This is a genomic window from Corynebacterium curieae (genome assembly GCF_027570035.1).
In the GTDB taxonomy this organism is placed as follows: Bacteria; Actinomycetota; Actinomycetes; order Mycobacteriales; family Mycobacteriaceae; genus Corynebacterium; species Corynebacterium curieae.
In genome coordinates this window covers 22,270-43,577 of sequence record NZ_JAKMUU010000009.1, presented here as the reverse complement: position 1 = coordinate 43,577, position 21,308 = coordinate 22,270, and the positions used below count along the sequence as shown (strand labels likewise).

The window sequence follows — 21,308 nt, the reverse complement described above, 5'->3', positions numbered from 1 at the left end:
ACTGCTGAAGTTTATGTAATCGCAACCTCTGGGTCAACAGGCTCGCCCAAATTTGTACCAATCTGCTATAAGAACGTTTTTGAATGGCAAAGAGTTTCGCTCCCTGTTTTAAGGCTGTCTGATAAAAGCCGTTTTTCAGGAACCTACCCTTTATTTTTCGACGCCAGCGCAATGTTTATTTTTGGTTGCCTGGCCTCAGGTTGCACTTTAGTTGTTGCAGAAAAAGAAGAGATCCTTTTGCCCCTCAAATTTGCAGAACGAAGCAAACTAACACACTGGGCATCAGTTCCTTCTATCCTCAACTACTCAGGTTCAGTTGAAGAGGATGTGCCTAAAATCCATGGGGTAGAAGTGGTTGCCCTCGGAGGCGAGGTAGTTTCAGCAAACCATTCAATCGAGCTGTCCGCGCGTTTTGATGGAGCTGACATAGTAGATTTATACGGCCCTTCTGAGACAACCATTTTTATTTTAACTAAACGCTTCTCGCAAAGGGAACTGGAGAGCTTAATTAACTTTACAAGTCTTCCGCTTGACCCCCCTGCGTGTCAATGGAAGCTTGTTTCGGATAGCACTGAAGAAAACGTTGGAGAGCTTCTCCTCTCCGGGGATCAAGTATTTGAAAAATATACTAATACTACTGGCCCTGTGGCCAATCCCAAAGATGGATGGTACTCAACCGGCGATATTTTCCGATTTGAAAATGGGCTACTTCATTGTTTGGGAAGAATCGACAACGAGATAAAGCTACGTGGCCAACGTGTCACTATTGAAATGCTGGAAACGATATTATCCAACATATCTGGTATCAAATCTGCTGCCTGTATTATTTCTAATGTGGCAGAAACCGACATTGATGTTATCTATACTGGAAAAGAGTGCTCTTGGATAGAAGTATCTCGGAAGCTGACTACAAAACTACCTCTAGGAATTCGTTTGGGACGACTGGAAAGAGTTAGCTCAATCCCGCAGTCCCCAAACGGGAAAATAGATAGAAGGGCGCTAAAAGAATACTTCTCGCGAAGCTATAAGGAGAGGAACAAACCTTATGGCAGTACACAATGATGCTGTATTAGGCTTTCCGATTGAGGTTTTTCACAATAAAGATTCTCTTTTAGAAGCGTTATTACGCCTTATAGACGAGGGATTTGTATCGAAACCGAATAATACATCTTACAAATTTGCCAGCTACCCGCATTCTCAGCTTGGTAATAGATCTGCTCTAGAGCCTTTTGTTACAGCAGGTTACGCAGGTGAATTTGAAATTTTCTTAAGGAATGACTCCCCCATTTATCTGATTTGGAGATTTAACCATAAGTGGATGGATGCTATAAGTCTATTGCGCTTCACCGAAGCACTACGCTCTTATGGCTTGGGGACTCTACCTCGTTTTTCTACACCACAACAATTATTAACTGTAACCCGAGAAATCCGTTCATCGAATCCATGGATTGACACTTTTGGAGACCAGTATCTACTAGACCAACCAGGAAATTCCCCTCGAAAGTATTGGCAGAAGCTTGGCGCGACTGCGGCAATTACTAGCTGCAGGATGCACGGAACTCAGCAATTTAACTTGGGAATACTTAAGGCCGGAAGGCCACTAGCATCGCCAATTAATCCGGGAAATCACCTCCAAGTCAAGGTCTTGCCAATAGAAGTTGACCCTTTCAAAGCAGCCACGACCCCCCTCACAGAGCTTGAAAGACTCGTCGGTCTGTTAGATTCCAGGGAAGGCATACTTCAAAACAGTTCAGTTTCGGAGGAGGTAGATATCTTAATAAATCCACAAACCTTGGATTGGTATTCAATCATCTGCGAACAGCTAGCTCCGTCGGGAAGATCTTTCTCCCTTCCCTTTTTGTATCACCAAGTCAATAAGCTATCCAACCAAGTCCGATTCGATATTGAGCTTTGGCACAAAGGCTCCGTAATTTTAAGAGATCGTACTTCTAATAGTTTCACTTCCCCTAATAGGCGAATCTATTCAAGTCAATGCATGGAGCTATACGGAGGTAAACGCCCCACTAAATCGCTAACGGTATACGGGGGGGCAAAATCCTTTGAGAGATTCGACGCAATCGTAGCGTCCCGGTGGGAACTACTCAGGCAACGGAATAAGACCGAATATCAAAGAGCCTCCCGCTTTAGAGAGTTGCTTGGCTTAATCCCAAGACGTTTTGCCATTGGCCTCTCTGCAACTAATAGCTGCTGGACTTTTTTGGAAGCCCTTACATGTTGGAAAGAAGGGCGAATTATCCACTATGTTTGTGAAAGTTCTACTGCCGACTCTAGAAGTTTCCAATTATCTTCGGACTCCCTTGGCGTCCCATTGGCTTGGATTGATGGTGAAAACATCTCACTCTTTGAGCCTAACGGGACACTTGTTAGAAATGTTGAAAATGACTATCTAAACGGGGTTGCATACATACTAAGCTCAGGTTCAACAGGAGTCCCAAAAGTTACTCTATTAACTAAAGCTATGGCAGAGAACATAGTCGGTAATTCTTGTATGTATCTTTCTTTAGAGGAGGATAGCCGCTTATTAATGCTCTCCTCACCACAGTTTGATGCAATCTATTTTGAGCTCCTCCTCTGCCTTTCAATGCCTTACCTTCCAGAAAGGATTGGAGCAATTTCATCTAATATTAGGCAAGTAAAAACAATGCTAGGAGAGGGTGTATTTAGCCACTTAGTTTGCACCCCAACAGTTTTACTTTTATTGCTGCAAGCAGCAGTCAAGTTTCCTCCCGTATTAATGAGCGTAGGAGAAAAATTATCAAACACACTATTAGAGTCTGTTTTGAATTCTACGCCAGATGGTCAAGTATTTGATCTTTATGGACCTTCCGAGGCAGGAATTTGGTCAGCACTACGGCGCGCTTCTTCTGGAGAAAGCAGCTTTTATCCCTTAAAAAATGTTTACTTCAGGATGATTAAGCAATGGGAGGGGGGAAACAACAGCCCTTTTCATATCGGAGTTTTGGGGGAAGCTGGAGAAACTCAATTTGAAGTTAGCTCAGGTGATGAAGCGAATTTCGATCTAGAATCACAATCCATCCGTAGTATTCGTCGAATAGACGGAATCATAAAAATTTCTGGAAAACGTTTTTCAAAACAAGAGATTATCAACTATCTGCTTGCAGAGTATGATTTTGATTGTGCACTATTAACTGAAGTAGAAGATGAATCATTAGCAGAGCAAAGTAAGGTGCTGCTGGCAGTTTCTTTTTCTACTTTTTCAAGACAAGTAGATCTTGTAGGCATTGGCACATTCCACGGAGCCAAAGTTCTTCTTACATGCATTAGTGATGCCCCCCTCACTAAAACAGGTAAGCTTGATATCCAATCATTGGCGTCTGTAATTCCCGAACAGGCTAAAGACAATAATTTGAAGTCTATTTCTAAAGCTCCAGTGGATTCAAATGAGACAAGCCCTCTATTCCAACTCGTTAAATCGGCTTGGAGTGAATATATTACCGTATCTTCTGAAGATGCTTCTTTCAATAAAATGGGGGGCACTTCATTGGATGCTTTGAGGATTCAAACCGCTTTAATCGGCCAAGGAATTGACGCCCCACCTATATTGCCTGAAATTTCTTTCAGGCAATATATTGACCTAGTCAATCAAAGAAGTGTATAAAATGTGCCATTTCTATGTCACTAAGTTTCCGATTGTTAATTTCATTGTCGAAATAACCCCCTTACATATAAAATTAGTGACTAGTCACTCTGTTGCCCCCTGAAATCTTAAAGTGGGATGTTGCCATGTTTACGCATTGGGCGAGCAACCGTCTTATCGGAGTAAAGACGTAAATTTTTCATAATCGCTGCGCGAGTCTCGGAAGGAAGGATTACAGCATCAACAATCCCATGCTCTGCAGCTTTATAAGGGGTAAGCATTTGTTTTTCATATTTATTCTCAAAATGCCTAGTTAATTCAGCAATATCGATACCATCCCGCCGCGCCTGCTTGAGCTCTTTACGGTAAATAAAATTTACCGCCCCTGCAGCGCCCATGGCAGCAATCTGGGCTGTAGGCCACGCAAGATTAACGTCTGCCCCCAACCCTTTTGACCCCATTACGCAATACGCACCACCATAAGCCTTGCGCGTAATAACCGTAATCTTTGGAACAGTAGCTTCACCATATGCGTACAGCAATTTAGCGCCACGCCGCAAGATACCATCATGCTCTTGATCTGCACCGGGGAGAAAACCCGGCACATCAACAAGCGTCACAATAGGTATATTAAAAGAATCGCATGTGCGTACAAATCGAGCAGCCTTCTCTGAAGCGGCAATATCTAAACAGCCTGCAAGAACCATAGGTTGATTAGCTACAAAACCGACAGAAATTCCTCCGATGCGCCCAAATGCTACGATCACATTTTCAGCACGTTCTGCTTGTATTTCCAGATAATCGCCATCATCAGTTAATGCTTTAATAATCTCTGCAATGTCATAGGGTTGTGCAGATGAGTCCGGGATAATCTCGTCCAGGTTGACACTACCAGCAACTTCCTTGTCTTGTTGGCTGAAAAAATCTAATGAGGCAATCTGACGATTGTTTGGAGGAAGATATCCCAGCAGGTCGTGAACCCAGTCTAGTGCCTCCTCCTCCGTAGTCGCCGTGTAGTGGCTATTTCCTGCAAGGGCCATGTTTACAGCTGCACCTCCAAGGTCTTCTTTGGAGATCTTCTCGCCCGTTACTGTCTTGATAACTTCTGGGCCAGTAACAAACATCTTTGATTTCTTATCAACCATGATTACAAAATCCGTTAATACAGGCGAATATGCATGCCCCCCAGCACAAGCCCCCATGATAACCGAAATTTGTGGAATAACTCCAGAGGAATTTATATTCTGATAAAAAGTTTTGGCTACCCAGTCTAAAGACACTGCTCCTTCTTGAACGCGTGCGCCCGCACCTTCATAAAGACCAATAAGCGGTCGGCCAGTGGCCACAGCCAGCTCCATAATTTTAACCATCTTCTCACCGTGTGCCTCCCCTAAGGAACCACCAAAGATGGTGCCATCCTGAGAAAAAATACATACCTCCCGACCGCCAATCGTTCCCCAGCCTGTGACAATTCCATCTGTCACGGGGCTTTTATCCCTCATGCCAAAATCAGTAGTGTGATGGACTACAAACATGCCAGTTTCTACAAAAGAACCTTCATCCAGCAAATAGTCTAGACGCTCTCGCACGGTTAAACGACCAGCATCACGAACTTTACGGTGTTCCTCTTCCCCCAGGGGGACAACAGCCTCTTTACGGCGGCGCTTTAACTCGATAATCTTGCCAAGCGTAGTATTAGGTAAAATCTCTTCAGAAGGAATTGACATCATTGCCACCTACCATTAAATGATTTTTATCCTCGACTAATTGACTTAAAGTATCTGACACAATTCTTCTACTACAGTAGGACATGTAATTGAACTACATTTGATAATGAGCATTTACGATTATTTAAACGTCAACTTAAAGTCAGCCTTTCAGCGCTAAAATTATTGGCTTTAAGTTCAACCCTTTACTCATTTTAAAGGAATTTCCCTAGAAGAGCAGCATACAAACTCAAAATGCTTCAGGATTCCTCTCGAGCGAGTATAGCTATTTGATCTAATTTTAACCTATGAGGGGCGGGACAGCGTTCCCATACCAGTCGATTTAATGGTTGGCTAAATGCTTTTTAACCGCCAAGGAATGACCTAGCTGCCTTTTCTAATTCTGATTAAAATAGCCATTGCAGATATTTAATCTAAAAAGGGGTGCTCTATGATTGCTTTTGTTTTCCCAGGCCAAGGTGCGCAATACTCAGGTATGGGGGTCGAGCTTTTTGATCGCTTCCCGCAGCACATCGAAGTAGCTGAATCAGTATTAGGCACAAATGTCAGAGCCCTCTGCAATCTTAATGAATCCCAACTTCGCAAAACTCATAACACTCAGCCTGCGCTATTTTTAGTCAATGCCCTTAACCTCCTTTCTCTCGAAAAAAGGGGAATTCATCCTCGTGTTGCCGCAGGTCATTCACTTGGAGAATTAAACGCTTTAGCATCAGCAGGGGTTTTTGATTTTGAGACAGGACTTTGGATCGCTTCGGAACGAGGACTCTGTATGTCTCAAGTTTTCAATAAACAAGACTTTTCAGGAGGAATGGTCGCTGCATCACGAATTTCTGACATGAAACTTGTTTTGAATCTAGTGTCCGAAAAATTCCCCGACGTTGACGTAGCCTCATTCAATTCGCCTACCCAAGTAGTTTTTGCTGGACCGTTCGATCGGGCTATTAAACTTCAAACATGGCTAAACTCTTCATATCTTGGGCGAGCACTTATATTAAAAGTAAGTGGTGCTTTTCATAGTAGATATATGCTCGAAGCAGCCGATCTATTCCGCCACCGCTTAGAAAGTGCAAACATTAAATTCCGAAAACCTCAATTTCCCGTTTTTTCCAACACTACAGCAGCGCCTTTTCCAGACGATCCCCACAAGATTAAACAACTAATGGTGGAACAATTAACCAAACCAGTACTTTGGTTGGATACTATTCAAAGCATTCGTCAAAATCGATCAGTTCAATTTCAAGAGATCGGCCCACGATTCATCTTGACCCCTTTAATTGCGGAAACCTGCTCGCAGGCTACTTTATAGCGCAAAATAGAATACGAGCCTTTTAGCAAACGCCTAGAAACAAAGCCCAGAATACTTTCAGCCTAAAGAGCACCCGCATAGCACAAGACGTGCTCAAACGTCTCTGAAGTGCCCTGGGTTTTGTTCCTAGGCATGTGTCTTGATTTCCAATTTTTCTTGACTGGGGTGGTGTTCCCAAAATTCGGCTTCGACTTCAGCCGGGGTGCGGTAGTCCAAGCTCTGGTGGAGCCGTGATTCGTTCCACCAGTTGACCCACTCGAACGTGGCGATTTCCACGTCGACCACGTCGTCCACGAGGAGCGTGTCAAGTTGTTTGTGACGGGCATGGATTTACATAGGAGATACTTGGCCCATGACTGTTGCGAAGTACGATCAGGAGACCCGCGAGCGCGCGCTGCGCTTGTACTACGAGACGGTGGCCGAAGATGATGCCACGAAGTCCGGTGCACGCCGAAAGATCGGCGGGATGTTGGATATCAACCCAGTCACGCTGCACAATTAGATCCGCAAAGCTGAGGCCACCACTGCGCAGGCAACGGCGGAATCCGAGCAGGAAAAAGACGCGGAGCTTGCTCAACTGCGCAAGGACAATCGCCAGCTCAAAGAAGCAAACGAGATCCTTCAAGTTGGCCTCAGCGTTTTCGCCCAGGCGGAGCTCGACCGCACACTAAAATAGCCGTCGCATTTATCGAGAGGTACCGGCACCACTACTCCATCCAGCGGATGTGCCGGATCGTGCGCGACCATCACTATGACCTTTCGGAGTCTGCGTATCGCCGCTATCGCAGCCGGGCTTGTGGTCCGATGGACCCCGAATGAGAAGACGCATATGCAGCACATAGGCTCTACGTATCTGGGCTTGTCATAGGGGCGTCTACGGGCGCAGGAAGCTGTGGAAAGCTGCCCTGCAGGAAGGCTGGGCCATAGGCCGCGACCAGGTAGAAAGATTGATGAAAATCCTTGGCAACCAGAAAGTACTGCAGCGCAAGGCGATCCGAACGACGCAGTCCCATCCCAAGCGACCCGCGCTTTGCTAACCACTGCAAACCCGCTTGAGATAACGTTACTCATCCGAATCAGTGGTGGGTGGCGGATTTTACCTACGTATATACTCACCAGGGCTTGTGCTACGTTGCATTCATCACCGACGTCTACTCCCGCAGGATCCTTGGATACACGGCGTCACGGACCACACAGTCTGATGTCGTCTTGGATGCGTTGCGGCAGGCCTTGAGTGTTCGTAACCGCTACGACGCGAAGTTTCGTGCTGTGGGTATCATCCACCACTTGGATGCCGGCTTTCAGTACACCAGCTTTCAACTGCGTACATTGATTGAGCGCGAAGGCATTACGGGTCTCTATTGGCACCGTCAGTAATGCCAACGATAACGGGCTCATGGAGTCCACTATCGGGCTGTTTACAAGCGAGGAGATCGACCCTCCCAGGATGTGAACGTTCGCCACCTGGAAAGAGATTGAACGGGCCACCGATAAGTGGGTCAAGTGGTACAACACCCGAACGCCTTTACGGCTCCATCGACTACGTCCCGCCGATCGAATACGAGGCCTGCTACTATCACAAGCATCCTAAAACGGATACGACCGAAGCCCAAGCGGCTTAAACACCGCCCGCCACAAACCCAGGCCGATTCAATACCCGCCTGCGCCTGCGCTACTTCAACCACGCGCCAGCGCTTCCGGATATCGAAGTTCCTCTCGCCCACGCAGTCCGTCTCTTTCCAGGCGCTCCTCCCCACGTCCTCATCGTAGAAAACAAACAAACCTTTCTAACGCTGCGCTCGCTTTCCGCCGCCTGCCACCCACCATCTCCCTCCTCGGCTTCGGCACCGCCTCCCACCAACTCGACGCGCAGGACTGGCTCCACCACACCGACATCCCCATAGAAAATTCAGTAGCTATAGTTCACTGGCGAGAGCGGTATAATGGGAAAATGTTCCTGTCTCAACTCAAGATCGAGGGAATTCGCGGGCTTGAAAATTTAGTCGCTAGCTTTACCCCAAATCTAAATGTTATTGTCGGGCCGAATAATTGCGGTAAATCCTCTCTGATTGACGCAATTCGTCTTGCTCTGTCACCAAGAGATTCAGTCCACCCCCGATGGATAAGTGAGGACGACTTCACTAGGACTAGCACTAGAAGCAGCATCCATCGCGCCTCCGCCTCTCTGGTTTTCGAAGGACTCTCAATAGAAGAAAAAGCTCGATATGTTGAGGCTCTTGGTAATGAGCTTGATAACGTAACGTTCGGTAAGAGATTTGAATTGGAGACCAATTCAGGGCATATCCGTACAATCCCCACAATCCAAGACCAACTCGTCGGATGGGACTCATTGCCCAATAGGAGCCTTGTCCACTACGTCTACATCGAACCACTGAGGGACGCCAAAAGAGAGTTCAAGCACCATACGGGAACCCGATTGGCTAGAATCTTCCGCTTAGTCTCGGGTCACCCTGAGGCCGAGCAAGAACTAAAATCCCAAGTCCAAAAGCTAGAAAGACTATTATTGAGCGATGACGACGAAGAGGGCAATTCTTCGCTCGCAAGCCTTCCAATCAAAATCAATGAGGAGTTGTCCAAGCTCACACAATCCGAAAACTCCTCCATCACGATGCTAGTCAATGACCAAGATCTCTCGCGACTCATGAGAAGGTTTCGGCTCTCATTCCTTGAAAACGGTGAGTCATGGGAAATTGATGACGTTGGCCTTGGATACGCAAACCTGCTTTACCTAGCTACGCTCCTCCTTGAGCTAAGCAACCAACCAAAAGATGTTTTTAGCATTCTCCTCATTGAAGAACCCGAAGCTCATTTGCATCCAAAATTGCAAGAGACACTTGTGGATTTTCTTAAAGTGCACGCAGATGAGAAGGATAACCTGCAAATTCTACTCACTACACATTCTCCTGTTATCGCAGCCAAGGCAGGTTGCCAGTCACTTTGTGGGCTAAACAAGGAAGGCCAAGAAACCAGCTTCTGGCATGCAGATAGCCTCCCAAACAGTCAGGAAGAAAAAGCCAAGTTGAACAGGTTTTTTCTATCCCACCGCCCTGAAGCTATTTTCAGTAAGCATGTCTTACTAGTGGAAGGTACGGCCGAGGAGCTTCTCCTTCCTGCACTTTTCGAGGCATATATACGCGGGACTTCACCTGACAAATCAAGCAGCAGAAGAAGAATCCAACGTCTACGGGAGTCGCTGTGTATTTGTAGCGTGCAATCCGCGTCTTTCAGTCCGCACTGGAACCTTCTAAAGCTGTCGAGAAGTGGCATGACGCAAAGAAGACTTGCCGTACTTACTGATGCCGACTGGTCTGAGGACCAATGGGGACAAACGAGCCGGATTCGTAACGAGCCAATCAAGGCCACGGCGGGAGGAGTCCGCTTGGACAAACTAAGCCTTTCCAGAACAGGGTGGGACCATCAGTATCCCCAATTCGGAGGGTTTCTTTCCCACAGCACCTTCGAACATGAACTAATCATTCTTGCTCTAAGACTTCGATTTCTCGCGAACGACTCTCGCCTTCTAGATGCGATGAAAAATATTTTCCAGAACAATCACTGCCTTCTTTACAAAACCGCACTGTCCGCCTTTCGAGAGGGTGAAACACCTAAGAAGTGGGCAGAGCCAGACATTGTCGACAAAGGCGATGCCATTTGGAACCACATAAGGAAATCGTCCCTCAAGAAAGCAAATTTCGCACAAGAACTCGCCTTCGAAATTTCTAACCGTGAGTTAGCCTTTGAAATGCTCCCGTCAGAACTCGAGAAGTTTGTAAACGCCCTCATAACTGAAAACGATTGATCATGAGCAAAATCGAACTGACCCCCGAACAGCAGGCCATCATTGACACAGACCAGCCTTTTTTCATCGATGCAGACCCAGGTTCTGGAAAAACATTCATCATTTCCGAGCACATAAAAAGAATGTTGAGCTCGGCCGGCGGGAAGCCATTCCTTCTATTGACTTTCACCAACACCGCTGTCAATTCTTTTCAAGCCAAGCTCACTAGCTACGAAACTTTTGATATTGAAGCTAACCGACGGCTGACACAGTCACGCGTCTTAACTTTTGATTCCTTCATTAATGCTTATCTAGCACGTCCTCTTGCGTCGTATCTTTGGCCTGACATTAAGTATAGATTTGTTCCATCTTTCGAACGGATTCCAAATTCGAGAATCCCAACCCCGTCAAATGGCAAATCTACCGTCAATATTCAGCATTTCGAACCCGACGGAACATACAAAGGCAATAAAAAATCGTTCAAACGGTGGGCTGAAGATCCGGACTTCTCCAACGCTCTTGCCAACGCCTATCATCAAAAGTTTTGCGAAGGGGCCTGGTCGAGCAAACTCATCCGCTTTAAACTAAAGGAAATCTTAACTGGCAATATCGAATCCTCTGACGCTGCTAAAGCCGAAGAATTAACGAAACAGCTTTTAAAATTGATTGCGCTGCGCTTTCCGAGCATCTATATTGACGAAGCACAGGACTGTAACCGCTTCGAATGGTGCTTGGTGGACGAACTCCGGAGAAACAATGCCGATGTCTTCATTATTGGCGATAAAAAGCAAGCTATTTACGGTTTCAGAGATATATCAGCGCCCGCACCAGTTTTTACACCGCTAGCTTCTCAAAAAAGCTTCGTCTTACGCCAGTCATTCCGTTCCAACAATGCAATATGTGATTTCGCTAACAAATTTCAAAAAACGGGGCTGCATTCAAAAATTTCCCCTTTAGAATTCCCATCCTCATCGCCGGCAGTCTCAATATTCACCTACTCGAATCCTGCAGAATACATCCAAAAGCTAAACTCATTAGACGGCAGTAGAAATATTATCCGAGATGGCTGGACCGTTCTGAGTCACAGAGCACAGACCCTTGATGACATATTTGGTGATATTCCAGCTTTCGGGCAAGAAAGAGATCCTGCCCATGAAGTTTATACGCAATTGCTCTCTTTGCAACACGCTTCTGACAACGTCAATGCTTCTCAAATCACTGCACTTATAGATTCGTTCCAGCGTCTCCTTCCATTGATGTGCATTAGACCTAATGCTAAAAGTAATGAAGGCGAGTATCTATTGGCGAAAGGCGAGGGTGAGCTGTCCCGTGTTCTTGCAACCCAGGCCATCTGCAATACGGACGGGCTTATACGAGAATTGTCTCGCATAGATTTCGAAGCATGGCTGCAGGAAAGTGTGCTCGCTAAGCTTCATCTTAATGGCGTTCTAATGGGCATGCCTGACGTCTTTGTCAACAGATACGGTCAGGAGTTCCCGTCCTTGACGAAGAGGCTATGGAGCCAGCCACCAGAGAAAAAGCTTGGGACGCTTGATGTCAAGTATAGAGGCACAATTCACAGTGTAAAGGGGCTCGAATTTCCAAAAGTGTCGGTCGTTATCGATTCTTGGCGGCCGCCCGGGGAAGATTCTCTTCTTACGAAAGTACTGAAGCATCGAGATACACCGGGATCCGATGAAACCCTCAACGTCGCCTACGTCGGAATCACCAGGGCAATCCATCAAGTTAACATCGCGTTCAAAATCGATTCTCAAAACTACCACGAGAATACGTTCCGCGAAGAGCTTGAAATGGCCGGCCTAGACCAATACCTTCAATCCACCTAGAATCGGCATAGTGCCAATTTCAGAATACTGAAGCGTCTTGTGTCTGTATCACCGTTACGACCTACGTGGATAGTCTGGGCGAAAAGTGCTCACTACTATTTTCCGTGGACGTCAAAGTCCGAAACTTCGTGAAACCGTTTGACTCCACCAATGCGCCCACTACAAGGTAGCGTTTTCAGACTCCCTCACCGACATCTACGGGAATTGGGTGTCAATTAGTTCAATCTGGGCCGAATCGGCTGGCCCCTTTAGGTTGCGAGTGCAGTTCAGCTGGTTTGCGACGCTGCGCGAATGATCTCGGCGAGGTTGCTCGGCCGGCTCCACATGGGCCAGTGCCCTGTAGGGAGGTCTACGACATCGACGCGTTCGAGGCTTGCGACCTCAACGAACATGGGGTGGCCCGTCTTGGCCAGCTCCATTACTTGCTCGCCTGAGATTGAGCAGCACACCAGGGTCGTCGGGACACGGTGGCGGGCCTCATTTGTGAGCTCGACGCACTGACGAAGCACCGGAGCGGGCTCAGGGACAGCCTTCTTCCGGAAGCGCTCGAGTATTTCGGCGCTCAGTCCTTCGAGGCTCGCCTGCTGCCTAAGGTCATCGAACGACGGCAGGGGCAAGTCTTCAAGATCGGCCGGGAACTCGGATGCGAACGCAGTGCCATTGGCCACGGGGCCGGAATCGACCCACACCACCCGGGCGACCGACTCGGGGTGTCGATCGAGGACGAGACTGACGGGGACGTTGGCTCCGCTGTGCGCGACAAGGATCACGGGCTGATCGCCCTGCTCGGCGATCGCGTCTCTGATCGCTGCCGCCTGGTCGTCGACCGTCTTTGCCGCGCGCTCCGCGTCGTCCTCGTCGAGACCCGGCAACGTCATCGCGACTGCGTGGGTGTCATCGGTTGCGAGGTACTCAACGACGTCGTCCCAGGCCCATGCTCCCAGCCAGTGGCCGGGGATAAGGACGATAGGTCGGCTGTTATTTGTTGTTGTCATGGGCCAAGCCTTTCAGCCCTGATGGACAAGAGTGTGTCACCATTTATGTCATGAATTTATTGAGGTTAAAGCGATGAAGCGAGCCGAGCGACTACACGCCCTGTCCGAGATGCTGCGTCGCAGTGGTGCACGGGGCGTCTCGGCCGAGCGGTTGGCGCGAGAGTTCGAAGTGTCGGTCCGCACTGTCAAGCGTGACCTCGACGCGTTAGAGAACAGTGGCGCGCCGATCTGGTCTCGCCCTGGCCCGGGCGGTGGATACGGGTTTGCTAAGAGTTCGTCCCTTCCGCCCGTCACCCTGTCCCCGACGCAGGCCGTGGCGCTCATGGTGGCGGTCTCCGCCGCGTCAGATGCACCCTATGCAGATCTGGCAAGGGCCGGGGTCCGGAAGATCATGGACGTCCTTAACCCCAAAACCCGAGCACAGGCCGACGAGCTTGCCCACCGGATCTGGGTCAATTCGCTTCCCTCTTCCTCACGCTCCATCCGGTCAGCAATAGAGGAGGCGATGGCCGCGCAAAGAGTGCTCCGCATTCGCTATACGTCGCGGGAGGGTACGACGACTGCTCGTGACGTCGAACCTGTGCTCTTCGCCTCCACGAGCGGCCGGTGGTATCTAGTCGGATGGTGCCTCCTGCGCGATACGATGCGATGGTTCGCCGTGTCACGCATCGAGCACGCCGCCGTCACCATGACGGCCTGCAGCGGCCACACCATCCAGGAGATCGGGGAGCCCCCGGTGAACGCCAGGCCCGTCCATGGCGGCGACGAGTGACTGCCTCGATCAATCTCTCCGGTCAGTACAGCTAGGCATCAAATCGAATTTTCGGGTTCCCTTCCCAACAACCTCAAACCTTTGTAAACATTGTTTACGAAAGTGCCTTGAAGACGTTCGCAGACAAGGAGTAAACAATGCCGACACGCAAACAGAAGCATTGGGTGGGCCGTGGCCCGGTGATCTCCGTGCGGGTGGAACCCGAACTCGCGGAGCGACTGGACGCGCTCGCGGAACGAACTCGACGAAGCCATGGCGACTTCCTCCACATGGCGTTGTGGGCATGCCTTCCCCAGTTTGAGGACTACCAATAGGAGCAACTAACCCGACTGTTTGAGACCGCAGCTATCCGGGACGCCTTCGAAGAGATCGCCGAACGGCTGATGGATGACGCCCTCCGGACCCCTCGCTCACGGAGTCTCAATAAGACCAACATGGACGACGAAACCTAGCCCTTCCCCGGGCCGCAACGCCCTTACTTTCGGCGACAAGGAAGCCGGCGGCTTCCGCGGCAGGATTGCCCCGCTGCGGCCCAATCTGCCTTGTCCACGGCTGCGCAGATTTACCCTCGGTCAGACTTCACCGTGCGCAGATTTACCCACACGGAGGCTAAGGGAGATACCGATAAAGAGTCGCTCTTCTCACCCCAAGGCGGCGAGCAACGTCTGCTTTAGGTACTCCCATGTCGACCATTTCGCGCGCCTGCTCGATGCTGGCCTCGTTCATTGCCGGCGCCCTTCCCTTGTATGCGCCGCGCTTTTTGCTCGCTCGATCCCCTCGGCCTGGCGCTCTCGCATGATCGCCCGCTCGAACTGCGCAACGCTACCCAGCACGCCAAGCATACCCGTTCGGAACGCAAAGCAGTTTTGAAAAAAGAATACATGTATTCGCTGAAGGTGTACTTGTATGCGTGTATGCGCTTCGAGTAGGGTGGGGTCCATGAAAACCATTACAATCCGAATACCAGAAGAACTCCGAGCCCTCGTTGCCGAAGCAGCAGAAGCAAATGGGCAATCGCAAAGTGACTACATGCGTCAAGCTATAGAGGTACACGTCAAGCGGGTTGATCCGAATCTTGATCGTAGGCCCACCGAAAAGAGCATCACCCTCACTCCTTATGAGCGGGCCAGTCTGATACTCCAGCATCAGACTCTTCTAGCTGCCCAAGGACATCTTCCTGAACAGTCCTATGACTCGGAGGGGCACGAACGCGCCGTTGAAGTGTTGGAACGTGGCTATGAAGGGGAATACCCCCGACTATTTCCCAGTCACGCTGAAGCGCTCAATGCCTATGACTGCGAGCTGGTCTGGGACATTCTCGACATGTTTAGGGTGATCCATTTCAGCGTTGAAGCACTCGGCGACAATGGGTGGGATGCTATCGGTGTCAAGAACGCCGAATGGTTCGGCACGTTCATAGGCTTCGACTACCAGCATGAACGCGAAAGCCAGATGGCCGGCTACACGGAATACCTCGTTAAAAGTGGCCGGTGGACTGAGCAAGAAGAACTCGTAAAAAAAGGAACGAACTCTCACAGACAGATGCTTCCGACCTACCAGTCCATGCTCGGAGCATTCAAGCCGGTATGGCGCGAAGCAGTACGCGGAGGTGGGCGGCCCCATCTCAGCGCTCAAGAACTGCGAAAAATCCTGCTCGCTGCCCCAGGCGCACAGCGTGATGGGGCCGGCTACCAAGCCTAAAAACGTCAACAACCCCGGCGATTTACTCCTACTTTCGTAGTGCAGGGATCGTTCCGGGGCTTTCAAGATAAAGACTAACATGCCCATAATGAATAATCCAGGACCGACCCCAATACCGCTATCTCAATGGTTTTCATCTGCGCGAATGAGCAGGTACGCCGACCATCCAGATCCAGAAGCACTCTACCTCTGGAACACTCACCTTACGAAGACCTATCTCGCCGACATTGAGCATCTCGAAGTTCTCCTTCGTAACTGCATCCACGATGCCCTGACCGGCAGGTACGGCCAAAGATGGTTTGACAACGGTCGAATAGCTTTCAGCAATGAAGCGGGGAAGAGCATTCGCACAGCGAAGAGACGAGCCGGAGGAAGAGGGGCTCCACCAGGAAAAATTATCGCTGAGCTCAGCTTCGACTTCTGGCGCTACCTCTTAAGTCGCCACTATCAGGCAAGCATCTGGCCCCAGGTAGAGAAGGCCTTGAAGAAAAAGCCCACCAGCAGACAACAGTTCGAAGAACTTGTAGTCATTGTCTACAACATGAGAAACAGGTGCTCTCACCACGAATCAATCGTCCACCAACGCAATATCCCCCGTGAAGTCGCACATCTCAACGCCGTTGACAACGCCATCCACATGGTGGCGAGTTTCATTGATCCTCGCGCCGCGACATGGATCAAAGGCAATTCCCGGGTCCCCACTGTACGAGCACAACGACCTTAGTCGTCTGCCGCAACACTAAGGTAGGAAATTAGGAATGTCATCGACGTTGGTGTGTACTTCAATAGGGCACACAAGGGGAACGCTACGTGCAATAACGTTACGTAACGTTATTGCACGTAGCGTAACGTTCTGTTACGTTGTGTTACGTCGCGGAAAAACCGAAAGGAATCACGATGATCATTGCTATTGGCTCCAACAAGGGTGGTGTTGGAAAATCAACGATAACCACCAACCTGGCCGTCTCTTTCCAGCAGAGGGGCATGGATGTCATTGTCATTGAAGCCGACCCGACTGTTCGCACATCGAGCAACTGGAGGGATGATCGAGATGAAGCGGGGCGCCCTCCGGTGACGGTTGTTCGGCAAAGCGGCAACCTCCGCGACATCTTGCTCGACCTTGACGAAAAATACGACATCGTTCTTGTCGATCTCGCTGGTAAAGACTCGAAAGAGGCTCGCACAACTTCGGTGACGGCAGACCTCCTGCTTATCCCGTGCCAGCCGAGCCAGGCTGACGTTGATACGACCCTTGAGATGGCCGACCTGGTCGAAGAATACGGCGATTTCAATCCCCGGTTGAAAATCGCATTGGTTCTTAACCGTGTTTCGACCAACGCGTGGGATCCTGACGAGAAGTATGCACGTGAAACGCTGGGAGAAAACTTCGGGCAAGTCCTGCGCACATCTATTCATGAGCGTAAGGCTTACAAGGCATTACTGAGGGAGGGGCTGACCGCTGTGGAAGGCTCGGATTTCAAGGCGAAAGGTGAAATCACCTCGCTAACCGACGATATTGAGGAGTTGTACAGTGACCACGCCTAGAAACAAGGGTTTTAAGACTCGTCGCCGTGACAATCCGCGAAGCGCTGTAGGTCGTGACGATGAACTCGAAAAGTTCATTAGCGAGGCGGAAGAGCCACGGTCTGACGAGCTCACTGTAGAGCAGCGTGTCGAACGCCGTGCGCAGGGGCGTTACTTCAATTCGACTAGCTACCGGACAACGGAAGAGCAGAAAGAATTGCTAAAGTTCGCGGCGGAACGCTCAGGAAAGAGTGTTCAGGCATACATGGAAGGCATCATCATGCCTGCCACCGAGAAACAGTTCGGCCTAGAATTTGATGTGCAAAGGCGCAGGTAAACCCAGGTTTGTGGATTCTATAACGGCACGTTACGTAATGTGACGTGCCGTTACGTAATCACTTGACTGGATGGCCCAAAGCCGGGGGAGTGAATTGCTGTCAATCGGTAGACTGCCGCTCTCGCAGCTCGATCGACACCGGCGTATGTCCGTGTTTTGCAACCTGGCGTAAATCAATCGCGGTGTAAAAGCTGGGGTCGTTCCTGGCTTCTGCATCCTTAATGACTAAGTGAACAGCTTCGTCGTACTCCCAACGGGGATCAGTCGTGACGAAAATCGTGGCCAGCTCCCATGCTCTGTGCCTGGCCACCATCCCGCCTCCCGCGTAGAAAGTTTCTCCGGTACAAGAGTTAAAGGCTCGAAAATCAGTCATGGCTACAGCCTAAAAGACCGGTGTGCACAGTTCTGAGGCAGAAAAAGCGAAAGTCGCCGACCTCGGGGGAAATCGGCGACTTTCTAAGCCAGCGGGGCAATAGAGCTATCCGGGGGTGTTCCTATCTAGTTAGTCAAGTCCGCGGGTGGGGTTTTCAGGGGTGACCGCGGTGCTTGACTCTGTCTGATTAGCGGCACGCTGAGGGGCCGACTGGGGTTTGCCCAGTCGGCTTTTGTATCTGTGGCTTTATGCTGCTGCGATGACCTCCGGTGCGTTCTCGCGGTAGAGCTCTCCGTTGCGCATCATGGCGAATAAGACATTGAGCCGTCTGCGGGATAAGGCGACGACTGCGGCGTTATGTCTCTTGCCTTCTTTTCGCTTTCGTTCGTAGAATTGCCGTGAACGTTCGTGGAATCTGATCGATGCAAAAGACGATTGCCATAGAGCGTTCTTTAGTTTTTTGTTGCCGGCTCGGTTCAGACTGTTGGACATAATGGATGTGCCCGACTGATTTGTCCTAGGCGACAGACCTGCGTACGACGCCAAATGTGCAGCAGACGGAAAATCCGACATATCTCCCACAGTCATAAGGATCTGTGCTGCAGATTTTGGCCCGATGCCCGGCATCGACAACAGAATTTCGGTGTGAGGAATGTCTTGAATCAGGGCGAGCACTTGGTCCTCGATTTCCTTGCGGTGCTCCTTTTTCGCAAGAGCATCAGCGGCTGACATCGCAACACCGAGTTCGGCGTATTCCGACCCAGGTATCTGCACTGTTTGGCTGGTAAACGCTGCGAACATGGCTTCAACGATGGTTTCTGGATTCCGTGCCCGATGGCGTCTAGCGAAGACGTTGACTCTGGCTTTGCCGAGTCTGCGGATCTTGGTGGGTCCGCCATACTTGGAGAGTAGTTGAAGTATCCATTTGCGGTGGATGACCTGCCCGCGCAGAACTCGTTCGAACTCAGGGTAGGTTCCGACCAGTGCTGAGCGTATTTGGTTAATCAGTCGGGTGTATGCCCTGGCGAGATCCTCATCAATACCGTTAAGGATCTTGAGTTTGAGAAAGACTTCATCGACACGGTCAACCATGCGCAGTGATTCCGGAAGGTTCAGCCCGGCATGAGCGATAACGTAGGCGTCGCGGACATCTGTTTTGGCATTGCCGACATGGATACGTGAGAGTTGGCGCATCGCTAGACCCGGTAGGTAGCGCACGGTAGTGCCCATGGATTGGGCGATAGCGACGGTGAGTCGGCCGATGTTGTTGGGCTGGTCAACGACAACTAACACGTCGTGGGACTGGTCGACTTTGCCGATGAATGAGGCAAAGAGGTCCCGTAGAGATGTTTCGTGTTGGTTGACTTGCTTGGACAGGACCTGGGTGCCGTGTTCATCCAGGACGCAGGCGTGGTGGAAGTATTTGCCGACGTCCATGCCGATGACATAGCGGTATGTCATGGTGATACTCCTAGCGATAGAAAAGCGGTAATTTGCTTCGTCGCTGGGGTTGGTCGGACATACTTCGTGCTGGCATCCACATTACTTTGAGATCTCACACCAACTAGTGGCGTGGATCAGGTTCCTATTAGCAGTTGGAGTATGTCACTGCCTTCGGCGGCATCACCCCCCGGATCATTTTTCAGACAGGGCGAATAAGAGCCATACCGAAGCCAGCGACTAGTTCCTCCAGCCCCGAAGGGAATGAGGGAACGGAGTAAACATAACCCGCCCCGATTAGGGGACTACGAAATGAATCCTCGGAGCCCTCCGGTGGAACTACTTAGAACGTAATGGGGAGGAACTAGCCCCTCGCCAGCACTACTGACTACCACCAGAATAAACGGTGCACAGAAACCGCAACCGGAGCGCGAGAGATAAGCTAAGCCCCCACGATTACCAACGACCAAGCGCTCGGGCTGCATCTGCAAGTCCTGTTCGCCAAAGCACACGCTCTCAATGCCGAGTGGGGCGATTCGCTTGAGCATATCAACAACGCTATGAACCGGATACCCCACCCGCGCACACAACGGCTCGTTACATTCATGCTCGGCAACCTCGCCAGGGCCAAACGACTCACCTGTTATAAGAAGCGCAAAACGGTGAGCAGCCACCGTGCGCTGACGGTTACCGCGCTGCCAAGTAAACCGTCCATAGCCGTCAGGAGACGAAATAGAACCAACCCACAGCCAACAACCCTGCGGCGACTTCACCATATGCTCAAAGAACGTCTTAACAGTCTTATCGTCGAAAGAAAGCTCAGGATCATGAACACGTTTAGTTCGAGACTGCGAAGCCGAAGACTCCACTACCGGCTCCAGGTGTGCAAGCTCTTCGAAAGGAGTATCGGCAAAGTTTTTCATGACACCCTCACACGTCCACAGGCTCTGACACCATAGGCGGCACGCACCACAGAGAGGAAGGACGGACAACCCATGGACGCACTGCCATTTATCAATTCCACCAACGACTTTTCCGACTGGTGGCAGTTAGCGCTCATCGCCTTGCCGGTCTGGATGCTCATTGCCCAGATGCGAAGCGCAGGACTGGTGGCAGGAATCATCAGAGCGTTAGGCGGGATCATCGCCTGGTCTTCCTTACCTTCCTTGGCGTGATGGTTTGCTCCATGGCTGACCACTACGGGCGCGCTACGGACGGGACCAACGACTCTCCCTACTCCAACACGTACGAAGACGCGCCTGCCAACCCTGGCGAGTATTACGACCCGAACGAGCAACAGTAGCTGCAGCCGCTAACGCCGAAGACTGATTTTCTCTACTGACTACTGGCCACTATTCTCATCGGCACCATCGCCGCCAGCGTTATCAGTGGCGCTGGCGGCTTCGTCGTTGTACTGGCGCTTATCATTGCCAGTATGCGACTCATCGTCTCCAGGGGAGGACTCCTTAGCAGTCTTGAGCATGTCGTTGAAATCGCGCTGGCTTACACCGATGAGCTCGCGCACGAGTTCTTTAGGTTCACCTAGATCGATAACTGCCCGCGAGGCGTGACCAATCTTTTCGTTGAGATTCTCACGCTGGTCGATAAGTGACAACAGGGAGTTGAGCTTCTTCTTGCGGTCACGCAGCTTTTGCTGCTCTTCCTCAAAATGCGCGCGCAACGCCTGACGGGTTTTCAGGGACTTGTTTGCTTTGACCATGCTTCCAGAATGCCAGCCGCACACCCCGGGCAAGCCTGACACAAGCGCCCCCCTTGCGGGAAGCGCTTTTGCGATGGTCAAAAACGACGTTTTTGACCCGTCTCATCGCACCTGGGCTAACGCCCAGACGTGAGCTTCGCTCACCAGG

General features: G+C 50.3%; 22 protein-coding genes and 2 pseudogenes. 16 read left to right on the top strand and 8 right to left on the bottom strand.

Annotated elements, in window-relative coordinates:
• Together L8V01_RS10955 and L8V01_RS10950 are read left to right on the top strand one after the other, a co-directional pair.
• The coding region (locus L8V01_RS10955; RefSeq protein WP_269947078.1) for an AMP-binding protein at positions 1 to 1,062 on the top strand (1,062 nt) is incomplete at its 5' end.
• Positions 1,046 to 3,640: an AMP-binding protein gene (locus tag L8V01_RS10950; RefSeq protein WP_269947077.1), complete on the top strand. Its 2,595-nt coding sequence runs from the start codon at positions 1,046 to 1,048 to the stop codon at positions 3,638 to 3,640. The genes L8V01_RS10955 and L8V01_RS10950, both read left to right, overlap by 17 nt.
• A 107-nt stretch (positions 3,641 to 3,747) precedes the next feature.
• On the opposite strand, the gene L8V01_RS10945 is transcribed toward L8V01_RS10950, so the two are convergent.
• Positions 3,748 to 5,346: an acyl-CoA carboxylase subunit beta gene (locus L8V01_RS10945; RefSeq protein WP_269947076.1), complete on the bottom strand. Its 1,599-nt coding sequence runs from the start codon at positions 5,344 to 5,346 to the stop codon at positions 3,748 to 3,750.
• A gap of 430 nt (positions 5,347 to 5,776) precedes the next feature.
• Here L8V01_RS10945 and L8V01_RS10940 point away from each other — a divergent pair, with 430 nt between their 5' ends.
• Positions 5,777 to 6,652 carry an ACP S-malonyltransferase gene (locus tag L8V01_RS10940; protein ID WP_269947075.1) on the top strand — a complete coding sequence of 292 codons (876 nt, stop codon included), beginning with the start codon at positions 5,777 to 5,779 and terminating at the stop codon, positions 6,650 to 6,652.
• Positions 6,653 to 6,778: 126 nt separating this feature from the next.
• On the opposite strand, the gene L8V01_RS10935 is transcribed toward L8V01_RS10940, so the two are convergent.
• The gene (locus L8V01_RS10935; protein WP_269947080.1) at positions 6,779 to 6,982 is read right to left on the bottom strand and encodes an integrase core domain-containing protein; all 204 of its coding nucleotides are present in this window, start codon (positions 6,980 to 6,982) and stop codon (positions 6,779 to 6,781) included.
• Between the two features lie 22 nt (positions 6,983 to 7,004).
• Between L8V01_RS10935 and L8V01_RS10930 the strand changes: the two genes are divergently transcribed.
• From L8V01_RS10930 to L8V01_RS10915, 5 genes and pseudogenes are all read left to right on the top strand, one after another.
• Positions 7,005 to 7,154 carry a hypothetical protein gene (locus L8V01_RS10930; RefSeq protein ID WP_269947074.1) on the top strand — a complete coding sequence of 50 codons (150 nt, stop codon included), beginning with the start codon at positions 7,005 to 7,007 and terminating at the stop codon, positions 7,152 to 7,154.
• 349 nt (positions 7,155 to 7,503) lie between these two features.
• Entirely contained in the window at positions 7,504 to 7,689 is a 186-nt protein-coding gene (locus L8V01_RS10925; RefSeq protein WP_338081050.1) for an IS3 family transposase, read from the top strand.
• 40 nt (positions 7,690 to 7,729) lie between these two features.
• Positions 7,730 to 8,029: pseudogene (locus L8V01_RS11995) on the top strand (DDE-type integrase/transposase/recombinase); the annotation flags it as partial.
• Between the two features lie 574 nt (positions 8,030 to 8,603).
• Positions 8,604 to 10,472 carry an ATP-dependent nuclease gene (locus tag L8V01_RS10920; RefSeq protein ID WP_269947073.1) on the top strand — a complete coding sequence of 623 codons (1,869 nt, stop codon included), beginning with the start codon at positions 8,604 to 8,606 and terminating at the stop codon, positions 10,470 to 10,472.
• 2 nt (positions 10,473 to 10,474) lie between these two features.
• Positions 10,475 to 12,298, top strand: a complete 1,824-nt coding sequence (locus L8V01_RS10915; protein WP_269947072.1) for a UvrD-helicase domain-containing protein — start codon at positions 10,475 to 10,477, stop codon at positions 12,296 to 12,298.
• Between the two features lie 266 nt (positions 12,299 to 12,564).
• Here the strand turns inward: L8V01_RS10915 and L8V01_RS10910 are convergent, their stop codons facing one another.
• A complete protein-coding gene (locus tag L8V01_RS10910; protein WP_269947071.1) occupies positions 12,565 to 13,293 on the bottom strand; it encodes an alpha/beta fold hydrolase in 729 nt (242 codons plus the stop codon).
• Positions 13,294 to 13,366: 73 nt separating this feature from the next.
• Between L8V01_RS10910 and L8V01_RS10905 the strand changes: the two genes are divergently transcribed.
• Positions 13,367 to 14,065 (top strand): helix-turn-helix transcriptional regulator, encoded by a 699-nt coding sequence (locus L8V01_RS10905; RefSeq protein ID WP_269947070.1) that lies wholly within the window; start codon positions 13,367 to 13,369, stop codon positions 14,063 to 14,065.
• A 137-nt stretch (positions 14,066 to 14,202) separates the two neighbouring features.
• On the top strand, positions 14,203 to 14,379 hold the full coding sequence (locus tag L8V01_RS11990) for a ribbon-helix-helix protein, CopG family (protein ID WP_311518876.1): 177 nt from the start codon (positions 14,203 to 14,205) through the stop codon (positions 14,377 to 14,379).
• Positions 14,380 to 14,674: 295 nt separating this feature from the next.
• On the opposite strand, the pseudogene L8V01_RS11985 reads toward L8V01_RS11990, so the two are convergent.
• Positions 14,675 to 14,907: pseudogene (locus L8V01_RS11985) on the bottom strand (helix-turn-helix domain-containing protein); the annotation flags it as partial.
• Between the two features lie 97 nt (positions 14,908 to 15,004).
• Between L8V01_RS11985 and L8V01_RS10895 the strand changes: the two are divergent.
• From L8V01_RS10895 to L8V01_RS10880, 4 genes are all read left to right on the top strand, one after another.
• Positions 15,005 to 15,766, top strand: coding sequence for a YfbU family protein (locus L8V01_RS10895; RefSeq protein ID WP_269947069.1), 762 nt, complete (start codon positions 15,005 to 15,007; stop codon positions 15,764 to 15,766).
• An 88-nt stretch (positions 15,767 to 15,854) separates the two neighbouring features.
• Positions 15,855 to 16,490, top strand: coding sequence for a hypothetical protein (locus tag L8V01_RS10890; protein WP_269947068.1), 636 nt, complete (start codon positions 15,855 to 15,857; stop codon positions 16,488 to 16,490).
• A gap of 173 nt (positions 16,491 to 16,663) precedes the next feature.
• Positions 16,664 to 17,311: an AAA family ATPase gene (locus tag L8V01_RS10885; RefSeq protein WP_269947067.1), complete on the top strand. Its 648-nt coding sequence runs from the start codon at positions 16,664 to 16,666 to the stop codon at positions 17,309 to 17,311.
• Complete coding sequence (locus L8V01_RS10880) at positions 17,298 to 17,627, top strand: hypothetical protein (RefSeq protein ID WP_269947066.1); 330 nt, start codon at positions 17,298 to 17,300, stop codon at positions 17,625 to 17,627. The genes L8V01_RS10885 and L8V01_RS10880 overlap by 14 nt, the downstream gene beginning before the upstream one ends.
• 100 nt (positions 17,628 to 17,727) lie before the next feature.
• Here L8V01_RS10880 and L8V01_RS10875 read toward each other — a convergent pair whose 3' ends face one another.
• From L8V01_RS10875 to L8V01_RS10865, 3 genes are all read right to left on the bottom strand, one after another.
• Positions 17,728 to 18,000: a hypothetical protein gene (locus L8V01_RS10875; protein ID WP_269947065.1), complete on the bottom strand. Its 273-nt coding sequence runs from the start codon at positions 17,998 to 18,000 to the stop codon at positions 17,728 to 17,730.
• Between the two features lie 246 nt (positions 18,001 to 18,246).
• Positions 18,247 to 19,461, bottom strand: a complete 1,215-nt coding sequence (locus tag L8V01_RS10870; protein ID WP_269947064.1) for an IS110 family RNA-guided transposase — start codon at positions 19,459 to 19,461, stop codon at positions 18,247 to 18,249.
• A gap of 284 nt (positions 19,462 to 19,745) precedes the next feature.
• A complete protein-coding gene (locus L8V01_RS10865) occupies positions 19,746 to 20,363 on the bottom strand; it encodes a hypothetical protein (RefSeq protein ID WP_269947063.1) in 618 nt (205 codons plus the stop codon).
• A gap of 72 nt (positions 20,364 to 20,435) precedes the next feature.
• Between L8V01_RS10865 and L8V01_RS10860 the strand changes: the two genes are divergently transcribed.
• A complete protein-coding gene (locus L8V01_RS10860) occupies positions 20,436 to 20,615 on the top strand; it encodes a hypothetical protein (RefSeq protein WP_269947062.1) in 180 nt (59 codons plus the stop codon).
• Entirely contained in the window at positions 20,612 to 20,743 is a 132-nt protein-coding gene (locus L8V01_RS10855) for a hypothetical protein (RefSeq protein WP_269947061.1), read from the top strand. The genes L8V01_RS10860 and L8V01_RS10855 overlap by 4 nt, the downstream gene beginning before the upstream one ends.
• A 39-nt stretch (positions 20,744 to 20,782) precedes the next feature.
• Here L8V01_RS10855 and L8V01_RS10850 read toward each other — a convergent pair whose 3' ends face one another.
• On the bottom strand, positions 20,783 to 21,160 hold the full coding sequence (locus L8V01_RS10850) for a 3-deoxy-D-manno-octulosonate 8-phosphate phosphatase (RefSeq protein WP_269947060.1): 378 nt from the start codon (positions 21,158 to 21,160) through the stop codon (positions 20,783 to 20,785).
• Between the last annotated feature and the right edge of the window lie 148 nt (positions 21,161 to 21,308).

Excerpts from the sequence above, each read along its gene's own strand:
- L8V01_RS10930 (WP_269947074.1), top strand. The coding sequence starts at position 7,005 with ATGACTGTTGCGAAGTACGATCAGGAGACCCGCGAGCGCGCGCTGCGC.
- L8V01_RS11990 (WP_311518876.1), top strand. The coding sequence starts at position 14,203 with ATGCCGACACGCAAACAGAAGCATTGGGTGGGCCGTGGCCCGGTGATC.
- L8V01_RS10905 (WP_269947070.1), top strand. The coding sequence starts at position 13,367 with ATGAAGCGAGCCGAGCGACTACACGCCCTGTCCGAGATGCTGCGTCGC.
- L8V01_RS10920 (WP_269947073.1), top strand. The coding sequence starts at position 8,604 with ATGTTCCTGTCTCAACTCAAGATCGAGGGAATTCGCGGGCTTGAAAAT.
- L8V01_RS10875 (WP_269947065.1), bottom strand. The coding sequence starts at position 18,000 with ATGACTGATTTTCGAGCCTTTAACTCTTGTACCGGAGAAACTTTCTAC.
- L8V01_RS10860 (WP_269947062.1), top strand. The coding sequence starts at position 20,436 with ATGGACGCACTGCCATTTATCAATTCCACCAACGACTTTTCCGACTGG.
- L8V01_RS10945 (WP_269947076.1), bottom strand. The coding sequence starts at position 5,346 with ATGTCAATTCCTTCTGAAGAGATTTTACCTAATACTACGCTTGGCAAG.
- L8V01_RS10910 (WP_269947071.1), bottom strand. The coding sequence starts at position 13,293 with ATGACAACAACAAATAACAGCCGACCTATCGTCCTTATCCCCGGCCAC.
- L8V01_RS10865 (WP_269947063.1), bottom strand. The coding sequence starts at position 20,363 with ATGAAAAACTTTGCCGATACTCCTTTCGAAGAGCTTGCACACCTGGAG.
- L8V01_RS10870 (WP_269947064.1), bottom strand. The coding sequence starts at position 19,461 with ATGACATACCGCTATGTCATCGGCATGGACGTCGGCAAATACTTCCAC.
- L8V01_RS10850 (WP_269947060.1), bottom strand. The coding sequence starts at position 21,160 with ATGGTCAAAGCAAACAAGTCCCTGAAAACCCGTCAGGCGTTGCGCGCG.
- L8V01_RS10915 (WP_269947072.1), top strand. The coding sequence starts at position 10,475 with ATGAGCAAAATCGAACTGACCCCCGAACAGCAGGCCATCATTGACACA.
- L8V01_RS10950 (WP_269947077.1), top strand. The coding sequence starts at position 1,046 with ATGGCAGTACACAATGATGCTGTATTAGGCTTTCCGATTGAGGTTTTT.
- L8V01_RS10890 (WP_269947068.1), top strand. The coding sequence starts at position 15,855 with ATGAATAATCCAGGACCGACCCCAATACCGCTATCTCAATGGTTTTCA.
- L8V01_RS10885 (WP_269947067.1), top strand. The coding sequence starts at position 16,664 with ATGATCATTGCTATTGGCTCCAACAAGGGTGGTGTTGGAAAATCAACG.
- L8V01_RS10940 (WP_269947075.1), top strand. The coding sequence starts at position 5,777 with ATGATTGCTTTTGTTTTCCCAGGCCAAGGTGCGCAATACTCAGGTATG.
- L8V01_RS10895 (WP_269947069.1), top strand. The coding sequence starts at position 15,005 with ATGAAAACCATTACAATCCGAATACCAGAAGAACTCCGAGCCCTCGTT.